Below are 15,573 nucleotides of genomic sequence, written 5' to 3'. Positions count from 1 at the left end.
CTGAAAATTGACAAAGCGACTCTATCGACAAGCCCGATCGCACTTCTGCACTCTCTAGCTGTCGTAGATCCGTCATTTACCCAAACTGAAGTCTCGCGAAATGCGATCGCACTTCAACTCAGTTGTCGCAATTACTGACTCAAATCAACTCAATAAATGCAACCGTGGAAATAGACTAAACCAACATCGGAAGAAGCCCTTTCCAATACCCGTTGGGAATTTGGTTCGGATTTCGATCGGGAAGTTACGCGCGATCGCACTTTTGAATAAATCTCAACAAGTGCGATGAACTTCGTAATTTCCCTTCTGTATATCTATCAGGGTGAGCTCAGTGGTTTTATGCAAAACTCTCAAGTTTTTTTTGATAAAGTTTTGCAAACACCAGTGGAAGTACGGAACAACGGGTGTTTTCGGGATTTCAGGGCGATCGCCCCTAAAGCCTTTTTGTTCTTCCTATTTACTTATCGGGGTGAACTCAGTAGTTTTATGCAAAACTCTCAAGTTTTTTTGGTCGAGTTTGGCAAACACTGGGTGAAAGTACGGAAGAACGGGTGTTTTCGGGATTTAAGGGCGATCGATATTACGCACTGGTGGTCAGAAACCGGGTTTTTCGCAGAATACTTCGTTACAAACCTGCATAAATCGCAAAAACCCGGTTTCTGCAGGTTTTGATGCGTCTTAACAAAAATTCACATATAATTCAACGGCCCAATCCACCGCACAGCAAGACTTTCAATTATCCGCTGAAAAAAACTTTCAGAATTTCGCATAAATTCCTCCAACTCACCCTGATAAATAAATGTAGGAACAAAGTTGCGGCCGCACTGAACTATGAATGATGAGTACATTCCCTCCGAGGGGAAAGACCGCCCATCCGAGAACCAAACCGATGCTGTTGATGGTGAGGGAGAATCGAAATTATCCCACAGACAACTTCTATATCAAGAACTCGATCGGCTTGTTAGCGAAATTTGCCAGCATCCTCCCGGTTTGAAGCGCAGCCGTTTGTTGCACCAGCTTCTGACTAAGATGAAAAACTCGGGCCTGATCTGGAAGGAAAATCTACCTTACTATGAAGATGCTTTGCAAGAACAGTGGGTGTTTTTCTGTAGCAATTTGTGCGAATCCCGCACTGGAACTCAGTACGATCGCACTCGCGGCAATGTCATTACTTGGTTCAATTATTATTTCAAGCGACGGCTGCAAAATTGGGCTTTGAAGGTAGATAGAGAAAATAACAGGAGATGCAGTAGCAAAAAAATCTTCAAAGATGGAAAAGAAATCGAAAAAATCGAAGAGTTACCCGATCGCGATCGAACTCACATTCGCGAAACAGCTCAGCTTTTTACAGAACTTCAAGCCTGGATTGATACCGATCCCGATCGGGTGTTGAGTAAACACGTTAGAGGGCGACCCGATATAACTTGTCAAGTTATATTAAAAGGTTTATCAGCGGGCAAAAGCTTCACCGTATTAGCAGCAGAACTTTCCTGCCCGTATTCTACCCTGTATGCCTTTCACCGAGTTCAATGTCGCCCTCACTTGCAAAGATTTCGCTAAAATTACGAATTTTAATCATCACAGGAGTTAACAATGGCACAGAGTAACAGCATCGAAAACCAATCCTTGCCAATGCCAATTACCCAAAAGGCAATTCGTTCAGCACGGCAATTTGCTTCCGAACAGCTTCACCCCCACAAAAGAGAACAAGTTTATCTCAACACTTTGGCTGTGTTGGCCGTCCGCGATTACTTGACGCTTTTAGATATTGAAACAGATTTAACTAACTGCGATAGCTGGAATCCAGTTGTTCGCTTGTTGGAAAATGTGGCTGATTTATATATCAAAAATCTCGGAAAAATCGAATGCCGTCCGCTGATAAGTTTGCCGACACCTGCAGAAACTAATCGCATCAATTCGCCGCAAAACCTATCCAATAATTGTCACGTTCCCCCCGAAGCAAGGGAGGAGCGCATCGGTTATCTGGTAGTAGAAATTGAGGAGGATGAAAAGGAAGCAAAATTGCTGGGATTTTCCCCAACTGCGGGTACGGGCGAATTAGTATTGAGCGAGTTGCATTCCCTGGATGACTTCTTGCTCCACCTCGAACATATCTCTGAATCTCAAGTCAATCTGCGTCAGTGGCTGGAGAATGTATTTACATCAGATTGGGAGTCAGTTGAATCAATCTTTAATCTGCAGCCGGAGACTTCTCCTACAGAAATTGAAAACCCAGTGAAATCTAATTTAGGCAATTGGTTTAAGAATGTTGCCGAAACAGGTTGGCAGAAATTTGAGCAAGGTAAACAAAATTTAGACGACCTACTTTTTCCTGACGAAACCCCCAATTTTGCCTTCCGAGGAGGTGGAAATTCGAGAGCCGAATCTGCCTCGCAGGGCCGTCAAAGCAGTATCAATAGGTTTCCCGAAGCTGATGTGACGCGGGCTAAGTTGATTGACTTGGGAATGCGTTTGGGAAGGACGAGTGTTGCTTTGTTGGTTGCTGTTGCCGAAGAGGACGATCGCACTCTCAGAGTTCACGTCCAGTTGCATCCGGCGATCGGAGAACCTTACCTGCCAACAAATATTAAACTGTCCTTAATATCCGACACCGGAGACAATCTACACGAGGTAGAAGCAACAGTTCAGAACTTGTACATTTTGCTGAACGATTTTCACGTAGAGCCAAACGAGAGCTTTAGTATCCGAGTAGCTTTAGATGATTTAAGTATTACAGAAAATTTTGTGGTATGATACTTTGATTAACTGCAATCGCATCCAATTTATGAGCTGGACTGTCATCTTGGCTTTGGGGTTTGGGAGTCTAACAGGCGGGTTTCCTCTGGTGACAGCGGAGTTGAAAAAAAAAGGAAAAACCGTCTATAAATTTTGTGGCAGCTTGCCACCAGCCCCCCTAGTTGAGGAGTTACAAAGAAGATGGACAAGTATTTGCGGTGGAGTCAAATCTAGCAGAAGCAGTTCTCGAATCAAAATCAAGCCCGCAGGTAAAACAAATATTTCTGAAGACAACCCTGATGCTATATGTCAAGGCTTGAAAGCAGAGATGAACAAGTGGCTTGAGAATGATGATTTTTTCAAAAAAATTGAGGTCAAACTCAGAACCGAAATTAAAGATAGATCGGAATGCGTGGAAATATTCCTAGAGTGCGATAACTCTAAAATTTGGCAGTTGCCTTGGGATGCGTGGAAATTTCGCGAAATATATTACAATTGTGAAATAATCGTAAGTTCCTCAGAGTATGGAACAGTTACCCAACAAGCAACCGCAGGAGGAATGCCTCTACCTTCCCAGGGAAGAGTTTTAGGTGTTTCAGGGAACAGCAAGGGAATTGATGTTGAAAAAGATGCCAAAGAAATTGAAAAATATTTAGGCGAGCGCTGCGAATTAAATTTTATTAAAGAGCCGACGATTCAAGAATTACATGACCAGTTGTTTGATGAAAAAGGCTGGCAAGTTTTCTTTTATGCCGGACACAGCGACTGCGACGATAATGCCGCCAACGGAATGCTGTATCTCAATGAAAATGATAGCGTTACTTTAGAGCCTTTAAAAGGAGGCATGAAGCAAGCAATTTTTAAAGGTTTGCAGTTACTAATTTTTAATTCGTGTTCCAGCCTGGGAATAGCAACAGATTTAGTCGCTGAGGGCATCCCTTTACCGTCAGTAATTGTGATGCGTGCGCCGCTACCCGATGTAATCGCTCACGAATTTGTGAAGTCTTTGTTTAGATATTTGGCTCTCAAAGAACCTCTGTTTTTGGCGGTGCGAAAAGCTAAGGATGATTTGCTGCGCTGGGAACCTCAATTTCCGGGCGCGAGCGGAATACCGGTGCTGTGTCAGCATCCCACATTTGAGGGATTAAAATTGCTAGAGTTGGGATGCGATCGCCCTGTTCCGGCAGATGATGTGGCGGGCGATCGCCAAAACAAGCAACCCTTAATTCTTCCAATTGATTGGATGCAGCGGGCGGCAAAAAGTTTAGGTATTACGGCTATCAGTTATATGTTAATGGGCCCAATACTTGGCCGCGTTGTCAATGAAATGGGAAAGACCAGTCACCGTCAGGGTCAACTATTAATCGCTGAAAGATGCTACCAATTAGCAAGTTTACTAAATTTAAATTATGCCACGCCTCATTATAACTTAGCTGTGTTGTATGAGGACTTGAATGAAAAAGAGCACGCGCAAAAATTAATGAAGGATGCAGCGCGGCGGGGTTCTGCGGAGGCGAATTCTCAATTATCTCGATCGCTGATTCTCAACAATCAACCTCAAGAAGCTTTAAAATTTATCGCTCGCTGTTTAGAACATACTGAATACGACGGAGTAAAAGCTGCTTGTTTTAAAAATCGGGGTTGGGCGCGGTTTAAACAAAAGCAATATGACGCTGCTGAAGCAGATTTAAGAATAGCAATAGGATTCAGAGGCGATAGCCCTGAAGCTCAATGCCTTTTAGCACAGGTTCTCGAAATCAAAGGTAAGCCGCAAGCAGCCTTAGAAGCCTGGAATCAGGCGCTTAAATATTCAGATTACCGCGTACCGAAACAAGATGAATGTATCCAGATTGCCCAGCAACGTTTACAAGCAAAAGGAAATATAAAATGAAAATCAGGATTGCAACTTTTATAGCATTAAGCTCGATCGCAACTACTGCACTAGCAGCCAGTAACAGAATATCCAACGGACTGATTATCCATACTAGCGGAGAAGTTGCGATCGAGCGCCAAGACGGCCGAATTGTTCGCCCTACCAGCGGTACGCCGATTTATCCGGGAGACAAATTGCGAACAGCACAAAACGCACAACTGACTATCCAATGTGCAGATTTGGGAATTAAGTCGATCACATCGGGTGAAAATCAATTGAATAGCTGTTTGTTAGCCAAAGAAGAGTCGAAATCTGATTGCAGCAACGACTTGATTAAATGTCCCGATCGCGGCGACGGTAAAATTGCTTGGAATAGCGCGCCAATTCCTTATATAATCAGTCCGAGGCGGACACAATTGCTCGACAGCAAGCCTATTTTGCGGTGGAATCCGGTTGCTGGTGCTACTAGCTATAAGTTGAGCCTGCGCGAAAATGGAGCCAAATTAAACTGGGAAATGACTGTTAGCGGTACTGAGGGTGTCTATCCGGGAGAACCGGCGCTGAAACCGGGTGTTAGGTACCGATTGATTGTCGAGGCGAATACGGGTGCTTCTTCAGAAAGTGCTGTTGGGGAGGGGGATATCGAGTTTAGCTTGCTGGATGAGAAGCAGGTTGAGGCTGTTAAGGATGCAGTTGGGGCGATCGACAAACAAGTACCTAACGAAAACGCCAAAAAATTAGCAATTTCCAGCGTTTATCTTAACACAAACTTGATTGCCGAAGCAAGAGAAATTTTAGAAAATTTACAAGAAACAGGCGTGGAAACACCGCCCATTTATCGCACATTGGGCGATCTGTATCTGGAAAAGCTACAACTGGTTCCCCAGGCTGAAGTCTACTATTCCAAGGTAATTAGTACGGCGAAACCTGACGATATTGAGGAGTTGACAGCCGCTAGATACGGATTGGGGAAAGTTCATTTAGCCATGAGAAATAATCTGGAAGCTATGAAATATTTGCGAATGGCAAAAGATGGATATAAAACTTTGGGAGATTTGCCAATGGTGGAAAAAGTAGAGAAGCAATTGCGAGATTTGCAAAGGAGGGAAGACAGGAAATAGTAGATTGTTGATGAATGTACGATCGCAATAACCAAAATTCGTAGGGGCGGGTTTGCGACTAATTCTTTCACCCACAAATAATCTTTATAAACCCGCCCCCACCCAACAAATAACCCCAAACAACATCAATTCGTAGGGGCGGGTTCGCGACTAATTTTGTCACCCAAAAATAATCTTTATAAACCCGCCCTCACCCAACCAACAACCCCAAATAACATCAATTTATATGGTTAAATTCAATTAATTATTAATATTTGGGTGGGGTGGGGGCGGGTTTTTACGATCCGTCGTTGGGTGTCATATATTTCGGTGAACCCGCCCCTACAGGATGGTGATATTATAATCTATTGTTGATGAATCTACGATCATAACATCTACTAACAAAAACCATGAAATCAACACACAAAAAACCCCGCTTTTTCCTAACATTCCTCTCCTTCACCACCTTAGCAATGTGGGAAATAGGACTTTTCCCCCCATCCCAAACAGCCACAGCCCAAATTACCCCCGCAACCGACGGCACGAATACTCAAATTACTCCCAGCGGCAACCAATTCAACATCAACGGCGGTCAACAATCTAGCGACGGTGCAAATCTGTTTCACAGTTTCCAAGAATTTGGTTTAACTCAAGGGCAAACTGCCAATTTTATATCAAATCCTAATATCCGCAATATTTTAGGGCGAGTTGTCGGCGGCGATGCTTCGCTGATTAACGGATTAATTCAAATAACGGGCGGCAATTCCAATTTATTTTTAATGAATCCGGCGGGGATTGTTTTCGGAACAAATGCCAGTTTGAACGTGCCTGCTGCTTTCACTGCGACTACTGCGACGGGCATCGGTTTTGGCAATAACTGGTTTAGTGCGGCTGGTACAAATAATTATACTCAATTAGTCGGAAATCCTAATAGTTTTGCTTTTACAAATACACAGCCGGGAGGAATTGTCAATTTGGGCAATTTGGCAGTGGGACAAGGGCAAAATTTAACTTTATTGGGCGGCACGGTTTTGAGTACGGGACAACTTTCTGCACCGGGAGGAAATATTACTGTTGCGGCTGTACCGGGCGAGAGTTTAGTCAGAATTAGTCAACCGGGAAATCTGTTGAGTTTGGAGATTCAGCCGCAATCTGTAGCCGGGAGTTTGCCTCAAAATTGGGTGTTGCCAGTTGCATCTTTGCCGCAGTTGTTGGCGGGTGGCGGGGGAAGTGCAACGGGGGTGACAGTTAATTCTCAAGGGCAAATAGAATTAACGGGTTCTGGTTTGCAGGTAGAGAATGGAGATGTCGCTGCTAAAGGAGTAACTGCGGAGACTGCAACGCTGTCAGCTAATCGCAATTTGACATTAGTTGAAAGTCTGTTGCGTACAACTGGCGATTTGAATTTGCTGGCTAACAATACAGTGCGGGTGCGCGATAGTGTGGCAAATCCGTTTGTGGCTAATGCTGGCGGAAATCTCTACATTCAGGGAAATCAAAGTATCGATCTTTTGGCGCTGAATCATCTTTCGCAAACGCCTTTTGTGAGCGGCGGAAATCTGACTTTAGTGAGTGATGGCATCATATCTACAGATGCTCACTTTCGCAGTGGCAATAATATGTCAATTCTAGATTGGTCGGGTCAACCTGCTAATTTTACCAGTTTGTACGATCCAATATTTACGCAGCCTAATGATTATACCTCTGGGGGATATACGGGGGCTTCCCTCAAGGTAGATACGACTTCGGGTACGGGAAATATTACTTTTAATGGAGATATAAGTATTACGAGTCCAGACACAAATATTACTAGCGGTGATCCCGGGACGGATGAATTTATTCTGCGTACTTCGCGATCGGTAATTTTGCGATCGGGTGGCAATATTCAAACAAGAGGTATTGATACTTATGTCAGTCAACCCATTATCGTAGGTCCTGTAATTATACAAGCTACAGGAGACATTCAAACGGGAGCGATTAGAACAAACGGATTTAATAATAATGGTGGTGATATATCTCTGACTGCTGGAGGCAACATTGTTACAGGAGAACTTACTACTCTAGTTCCTACGACGATTGGCAATGGCGGTAATATTAGTGTTAATGCAGGTGGCAGCTTTACTCTTAAAGGAAATATAGGTACTTTTTCAGCAGTCAATAATAGTGGCAACATTACTCTCAAAGCAAAAGACGATATCTCTATCAATTGTGTAATTCCCTCTGTTTGTATAGAAACTTTTGCTGGGGGAACTCCTGGCTTAACAGCTCAAGGCAATAGCGGGAACATTACCATCATCAGCGAACAGGGAGCTATTAATTCCCTAGGAGAACCAATAAGAATAAATGCCGCCAGCCCCTCTGCTGTCGGCACTCCCGGCAATATAATATTACAGGCAAGGGGTAACATTAGATTAGGTTTTCTAACAACGGAGAGTCAAGACAATTCAAAATCTGATGCTGGTAATATCACTATTACGAGCTTAAATGGCAATATAGAGATTGAGAACATCAATAATTCTTCAGACAACGGGAATAAGGGTGGCAATCTTACTGTCTCTACCAGTGGAAATATTATAACAGGTGATGTATTAAACTACGGTAGATTGCAAGGCGGGATTGTTAATTTTACTAGCACAAATGGCAGCATCACTACAGAGAAAGTAAATGCAACCAGCTCTCAGGATTCAGGAAATGATACGATTTTTTTACCGGAAAATGGTGGGTCAATTACTTTGAGTGCCGATCGCAATATTACGACTGGCAATCTCACTGTAACGGCGAATCAAAACGGCGGCCCGATCGCACTTACGAGCACTGCCGGTTCCATAAATACCGGAACGATCGATGTCACGGGCGATCGGGCTGCTGGAAATATTACCATTCAAGCCAGCACCGGCATCACAACACCGACAACAGGAACCGCGATTGCAGGTGATTCTGCTAAGGGCAATGGCAGCAATGTTACTTTATCTACTGCCAGCGGTGACATTAATATAGGCGATGTTTTAGTATCGGGAATACAGGGTGGAAATCTTAACTTTACTAACAGCAACGGAAATATCACTACAGGTCAGTTATTGACAAGTTATGACGGTTCATCTCCCGATCTTAAAACTAATATAGGCGGTAAGGTTAATCTAAATGCTGGGGGAAATATTACTACCAGCGACATCCGGGCGATCGGCAATCAAGACGGCGGCTCAATCACCTTTAAAAGCGGCGGCTCGATCGATACTACTGGCGGAATCATCAATGCGATCGGCGGTAACAGCGGCGGCAATATTTCCCTCGAAGCTGGAACCAACATCAGTACGGCAGGAATTGGTAGCGCTCTATTATTAAGCGGCTTCAACGCCAATAGCGGGAATCTTCGCATTCAAAGCGGCGGTAATATCGACACAACTGCCGGCCCAATTATTACCGCCGCAGCAAATGGTAAGGGCGGAGGAGTCACCATAAAGGCTGGCGGAACTGTTTCGACATCTGATATTAATTCCCGCACTTTCGCTCCCAGTATTACTGTGACTGGTGGCAATATTGATGTCCAGGCAAATGACTCTATTACTGCTAAGGGAAATATCGAAACCAACCGCAATAATATTACTTTTAACGCTCCGGTAACATTAGGTGACAACCTGTCGGTCAAAATTTTAGAGACTGGCGATATTACTTTTCAGTCTACTGTTGACGGGCCTTACAGTCTGACTGTTCAGCCCGATGCCGGAAGTGTTGATTTTGGTGATGCTGTGGGGAGTGTCTCTCCCCTCAATAGCGTCAATATTCAAGATAATATTCCCGAAAGTTCCGGTGCAATTAACATTATTACTACGAATAATATTACCGCCCAAAATATTAAGTCACCCGCCGGAATTTCTTTGTTTAGTGAGAACGGAGAAATCACCACAGGTGATCTTGATGCGACTTCCCCTAACAATGGCGGTAATATCGCTTTGAGCGCTGGAACTAATATTGTGGCAGGCGATATCAATACCTCGTCTGCTGGTGATGGCGGCAGTATCTTGCTCGACGCTACCGGAAGTATTACTGTTGGTAAAATTGACTCTTCGGCGCAGGGGAATGCAGGGAATGTCACGGCTTATAACCGCAGTGCTGCGGGCAATATTACGGTGAGTCAAATTAACGCTCAAAGTAGTCTCGGCAAGGGTACGGGAGGCAATGTCGAGATTCAGATGGGAGGGTTTTTTCGATCGCTCAATTCCTTCACAGACAGCAACGGCATTAATGCTAGCATTTCTACCGCTGGAAGTCCTGGAGATAGCAGCGGCGGTACTATAATTATCCGCCACGGAGGCGCAGGATTAACGCCGTTTATTGTCGGTGATTCTGCCACAAATGGAACGGCGGGTGCAATTACTAGGGGAAATTCTAATCCTATTCAAACAATTTTGCGGGATAACTCCTATCTTTATACTCACAGACAGGATGTCGATCGCATTCAAATTATTTCCGTACCGCCGCCAATAGTTGCACCGACACCAGCAGCTACTCCAACGCCCGCAGCTACTCCAACACCCGCACCGACACCCGCAGCTACTCCCACGCCCGCACCGACACCAGCAGCTACTCCAACGCCTGCACCCACAGCCGCAGTTACTCCAACGCCCGCACCCACGCCCGCAGATACTCCATCGCCCGCACCGACAGCCGCAGCTACTCCAGCGCCTTCGGCAACACCGACTCCAGCGCCCACAGGCACACCCTCCCCGCAACTCCCACCGCGTTTACCCGTCGCACCTTCGACAACACCGGAAAGCTCGATCGCACCTGCCCCAACACCCGAAAGCTCGATCGCACCTTTCCCAATTCCCCAAATATTTATCGAACCTGCACCAATTCCCGAAAGCTCGATCGCACCTTCGGCAACACCCGATCCGATACCTGGTTTTCCCCTCAACATCCAACTACCTGAATTGCCCGATTCATTCGTACTGCCACCGCGGGTGCGCCCCACACAGCCCTCAACACCCACAACCCCAAACGCTGCTGCCCGCATAGCTTCGAGGCCTACCCTTCCCTCTGTTTCCCAAATCAACTCCTCCCTCGGCACTCAACCTGCGATCGCCCCCCAACCTTCAAACGCACCAAATCCAGCCCCCACAGCCCCTCTTGCCTCTGTAACCCAGCCTGTAACTCAGATTCAGCCAGCACCTGCAAGTGCGATCGTACCCGTGCCTGCAAGTGCGATCGTACCCGCGCCTGCTGTTAGCTCAAGCCAAACTCCCCAACAGGAGTTAGCTTTTTTAATTGGCGATTTATTGGGTGCTGAAACTTCTATTAGCCAAAATGCTGAAACGGGAAATACCGAATTAGATTGGCAGCGTAACAATGAAACAATTATCTCCCTAGAACTTCCTTACACCCCGTCAGTTAACACCATTGCCGGAGCCGAAGCTAATAACCCGATTTCCACACAGACATCTACTGACAATTTAACTGTTTCAGTCGCAGAAACTCCGCCGGAAATAATCGAGCAAACTCCTAGTTTACCGATTGCTAATTCTGAACCATTTGATTTCAATCTTTCTGATGTTTGGGAGAGAATAGCTGCAATAAATACAGCGCCAGTTCAAGATTCACCGACTATTACTCCAGCGCCCGCACCAATTCCCGCACCAACTCCAATTCCCGCACCAACTCCAGCGCCCGCAACAATTCCCGCACCCGCACCAACTCCAACACCCGCACCAACTCCAGCGCCCGTAACAACTCCGATCGCAGAAAATCCCTTACCTGCAGATATCCCAAATCTCTTTCCCTCACAAATTAGCAGATCTCTCGTCGAACAAACTTTAGAACAAGGCAATGCTAACGATGCTATTGCTCTAATTGACCAACTCTTTGAACAAGACTACGAAAATTATTATGGGGAAAACTTTACAGATAAAAAAATCAACGTTCAATATCTGAGAGAAACTCTTAAAACAATTAAGGAAGAAACCGGGAAGCAAGCTGTAATTGTTTACGTTGTGGCCGGTATAGGAGACTTGTGGCTAATTTTAGTAGTTCCAGATGGCCCTCCAATTATCAAAAAAGTCGCCATTACCACAATAATAGAATTAAAGAAAACTGTGAAATATTTGCAGGAATATTTAGGGAATCCTTTGGATTCGCAAGATACAAGATATTTGCCAAGTGCCCAGGAACTTTACAAATGGTTAGTTGCACCGATTTCTCAAAATTTAGAATCATTAAATATCGACACGCTCATTTTTGCATTTGATGCCGGTTTGCGCCAATTGCCGATAGCAGCTTTGCACGACGGCAACCAATTTTTAATAGAAAAATACAGTCTAGGTTCAATTCCCAGCATCAGCTTGACTAACACCAATTATCAAAGTTTGCTGAATGCCGAAGTTTTAGCAATGGGTGCTTCAGAGTTTCCACACACCAAGAAAGAGCGTTTGCCTGCAGTGCCGATCGAATTATCTGCGATCGCTGGGAGGAGAACAGAAACGGAAAATCAAGCAGCATTTCCCTTGTGGCAAGGTCGCTCTTTTCTCAATCAAGAATTTACCCTGCAAAACCTGAGAAAACAGCGAGAACAACAGGCATTTGGAATCGTTCACTTAGCTACTCACGCCAGTTTTCCTCAAGGCGAAAATGGAAGAAAAGAAGCTGAGATTGATTTGTGGGACAGCTCTTTGGCACTGGATGAATTTAGGTCGGCGAAGTGGTACCATCGCCCACCAGTCGAGTTATTAGTGCTGAGTGGGTGCGAAACTGCGATCGGGGACAATACAGCAGAAATGGGATTTGCTGGACTGGCCGTCCGCAGCGGTGTAAAATCAGCTTTGGCGAGTTTGTGGAAAGTTAAGGATATCGGCACTTTGGCGTTGATGACCGAGTTTTATGGCAATTTGCGATCAGCGCCAATTAAAGCTGAAGCGCTCAGAAAAGCTCAACTGGCAATGATCCACAAACAAATTTTAATTAAAAACGGTCAATTGCGGGGGACTGAAGGCGCGATCGACATAAATCAAGCTACACAAGTAGCAAATGCAGATTTCTCTCACCCGACGTTTTGGGCCGGATTCACAATAATTGGCAGTCCTTGGTAATAGGCCATCTCTGTAGGGAAACGGCACGGCACCGTGTCGGGTGCGATATCTGTAGGGAAACAGCACGGCGCCGTGTCCGGCGTCCAGATTATCCCTGACCGAAAGCATCCAGGATACCCGCCACGTGATTCATCCGTCCAGAAATAAAAAACCTGTATCCGATGAAACTTGCCCCCCGAATTTATCCGTGGGGTCAATGCTTCAATTCTTTAATCTAAAATCTAAAATCTAAAATCTAAAATCGATTGACTACTATCTTTTTATGTCATAAATTTGCTATGAATAGCAAAACTAAACACTAGCGGGGCAAAACCTGTGAGCAAGTTTGATAAAATATTCAATTCAGAAGACCAATCCGAAGCAAGCTTGACTTTAGAAGAATCCGTAGCAGCGGTAGCATTTGTGGCAGCAGAGGCAAATTCCCCTGATACGGATGCTGATATCTTAGAAAGCATACTTTGGGAATCAGAAATATTTGCTGAATACTCGGAAGATGATATGTCAGCAATGTTTCAAAGACTCGCCGGTATTGTCGCCCAAGACGGTTTAGGAGCATTATTTAATACTGCTGGGGAATCCATGCCCGATGAGTTAGTTTTGGATACTTTTGCAATAACCGCAGCAATGTTTGTCGCAGATGGCGAAATCTCTCAGAAGCACCAGGCTTTTCTTCAGGAATTCCAACAAGCATTAGGTGTGGAAGACGAGGAAGCAGCAGAAATTATTGAGGATGTAATTGCTGCTTACTCGGAAGTAGAGGGCGAAGAGTCTGATTTCGATGCGGCATGGTACGTATCTCCTGAAGGCAATTTTAGCGTTCCCATTCCAGTTGACGAGCAACGAGGTGGTAAAATTGATGAGCAAGAAGGCTGTGTCGCATTTTCAGATGACTTTGGCGTTTTGCTGAAAATTGATTATTTCCCTGTTGCTGGTGAAGTTGAACAAACAATCGAGTCGGTTGGCGAGGAAGGTTATCTCAAGTCTTTTCTCGACAATTTTGTTTCTCAAGCAATTCTTACTAATGTTGCGAATTCTAAGTTACTCCACGCGGAATATTTAGAAGATGAAGAAGCTTATTTCGTGGTTTTAGATTTGCCTGCGGGTGCAACTATCAGCGTACAAGAAAACGATCGCCCTCTGACTCGGTTGGATGCTTACCGGGGACTTATGGCTTTTATTGCTGATGATTTTTGCTACACGGTAAGCTGTCAGCGCATTTATCAGGAGGGGGATGAATTGGGTTCCCTGGAGTCTGAAGTTGAGGGAATTATGAACAAGATTTTTGAGTTTATTGAGACAATCGAATTCGGGCCGATAGAATAAAAAGGACTTGTTTAGACAGGCTAAAAACCTGGTTTCTTTCTAGATGTCTCGCTGCTCAACCCTATATTTTCAGAGAAACCGGGTTTTTTGCCAACCATTCTCAGAATATGGCATCGTGTCCGCTCGATCGACCAAAATCCAACTCGTTGGTAGTCAGGACTTGAGTTTTCATTACTTGCCCGATCGCACTTATTTTACCGCACTGCTAGATATTAGAGGTTTTTTACCATAAAAGAGTGCGATCGAGAACAGGGTTTTTTGACCCATTCTCGATCGCACTTCCAGATACATTCAATCAACCACAGTCGAGAGGCAGCAGCAATTAGCCGCCATTTTCGACTAATTAGTAGTCTGAGCTTCCACCAATCTTTGCTTGAGTTCTTCCAGAGCACTCGCCCAGCGCGGATCTGGCTGCACCGAGCCCGAATCAGCGCTCGACACCGTTGTTGCTGACTGATTGCGGCGAGACTTGTTGTTGTCACCCCGACGGCGATTGCTTTTGCTGGAACCGCCTCCACCTTGGGTAGGAGGAGCCGAGCGCTGCTGTTGCTGCGGCGCAGGCACAGGCATAGGCACAGACGCCGATGCCGACACCAATTGCGGTGACTGCGGCGACTGCTGCTGATCGTCTTCGCCCTTCTCAGATTTACCCTTAGAGCGGGGCAGTGCCTTCTCTATTTTCAGCGGGTTTTCTTTGAACATCAAGCCGTTGTATTTCTCAATAACTTGGTCGGCTTGTTCGTCGGTTAGCACCGTCACAAAACCGAATCCTCTGCATTTACCAGTTTTGCGGTCTGTAATTACCTTGGTGGTAACAGATTCGCCCTCCGGTGCAAAAACTTCTTGCAATTCTAGGCGATCGAGTTCCTTCGGTAGATTGCCAACATAAAGACGAATAGACATGAAAAATTCCTCCCGACTTGGATTTTAATTAATTTGCTCGAACAGAATTACCTGAAGTCAACTGAATATTGACTTCAGGCAAACACCACATAACCCGAAAATTGGCGCATTCCTCCCACCAACCTTGACAGCTCCCCCCACCTTTTAGAACAAAAAGATGATTTACTCTGATAAGGCCGGAACTTAACCGCCGATGCAGAGAGCTTTTAAATCTCAGGTTGTTGTGTAAACTTTTAGTCATCACTCAAATGTTTAGGCTATTGGCTATTCTGTATTACTTGCTTCCGGTTTTGATTCAGAATGTTTATAGCCAGCGCCGTCTAGAAATTTATGTCCAAGGATGTCAATTGTAAGCGATCGGAATGCCAGTATTCAGTTTAATACAGTGATGGATAAAATGGCTAACATTTTTTTAGCCAGTAATCTTACCTCGCTCCTAATGCTGAGAACTACTCACTTACCCGCTATCCCTTAAATCCGGCCCGGCAGAGTCCGAGCATTCTTTAAAGGTATCACAGCCTTGGTAACAGAGCTAGTTATTTAGGAAGATTTCAGTCTG

Annotated in this window: 8 protein-coding genes; 7 read left to right on the top strand and 1 reads right to left on the bottom strand. The window is 45.0% G+C overall.

The annotated features are described in order from the left end of the window. Positions 1–339 precede the first annotated feature (339 nt). From QUB44_RS04480 to QUB44_RS04450, 7 genes are all read left to right on the top strand, one after another. Entirely contained in the window at positions 340–672 is a 333-nt protein-coding gene (locus QUB44_RS04480; protein ID WP_333363643.1) for a hypothetical protein, read from the top strand. Positions 673–831: 159 nt separating this feature from the next. Further along, positions 832–1,560 (top strand): hypothetical protein, encoded by a 729-nt coding sequence (locus QUB44_RS04475; protein WP_333363640.1) that lies wholly within the window; start codon positions 832–834, stop codon positions 1,558–1,560. A 33-nt stretch (positions 1,561–1,593) separates the two neighbouring features. Next, positions 1,594–2,754 (top strand): DUF1822 family protein, encoded by a 1,161-nt coding sequence (locus tag QUB44_RS04470; protein WP_333363638.1) that lies wholly within the window; start codon positions 1,594–1,596, stop codon positions 2,752–2,754. Positions 2,755–2,785: 31 nt separating this feature from the next. Then, positions 2,786–4,627 (top strand): CHAT domain-containing protein, encoded by a 1,842-nt coding sequence (locus QUB44_RS04465; RefSeq protein ID WP_333363636.1) that lies wholly within the window; start codon positions 2,786–2,788, stop codon positions 4,625–4,627. Then, on the top strand, positions 4,624–5,730 hold the full coding sequence (locus QUB44_RS04460) for a hypothetical protein (RefSeq protein ID WP_333363633.1): 1,107 nt from the start codon (positions 4,624–4,626) through the stop codon (positions 5,728–5,730). The genes QUB44_RS04465 and QUB44_RS04460 overlap by 4 nt, the downstream gene beginning before the upstream one ends. 452 nt (positions 5,731–6,182) lie before the next feature. Next, a complete protein-coding gene (locus QUB44_RS04455; protein ID WP_445299867.1) occupies positions 6,183–12,788 on the top strand; it encodes a CHAT domain-containing protein in 6,606 nt (2,201 codons plus the stop codon). A 315-nt stretch (positions 12,789–13,103) separates the two neighbouring features. Continuing rightward, complete coding sequence (locus tag QUB44_RS04450; protein ID WP_333363628.1) at positions 13,104–14,111, top strand: tellurite resistance TerB family protein; 1,008 nt, start codon at positions 13,104–13,106, stop codon at positions 14,109–14,111. A 339-nt stretch (positions 14,112–14,450) separates the two neighbouring features. Here the strand turns inward: QUB44_RS04450 and QUB44_RS04445 are convergent, their stop codons facing one another. Beyond that, the gene (locus QUB44_RS04445) at positions 14,451–15,014 is read right to left on the bottom strand and encodes an RNA-binding protein (protein ID WP_333363625.1); all 564 of its coding nucleotides are present in this window, start codon (positions 15,012–15,014) and stop codon (positions 14,451–14,453) included. Positions 15,015–15,573: the final 559 nt, after the last annotated feature.

The sequence above is a fragment of the Microcoleus sp. AT3-D2 genome (assembly GCF_036705715.1).
Lineage (GTDB): Bacteria > Cyanobacteriota > Cyanobacteriia > Cyanobacteriales > Microcoleaceae > Microcoleus.
The sequence above is the reverse complement of the archived record's forward strand: the minus strand, read 5'-3'. Positions and strand labels throughout refer to the sequence as shown.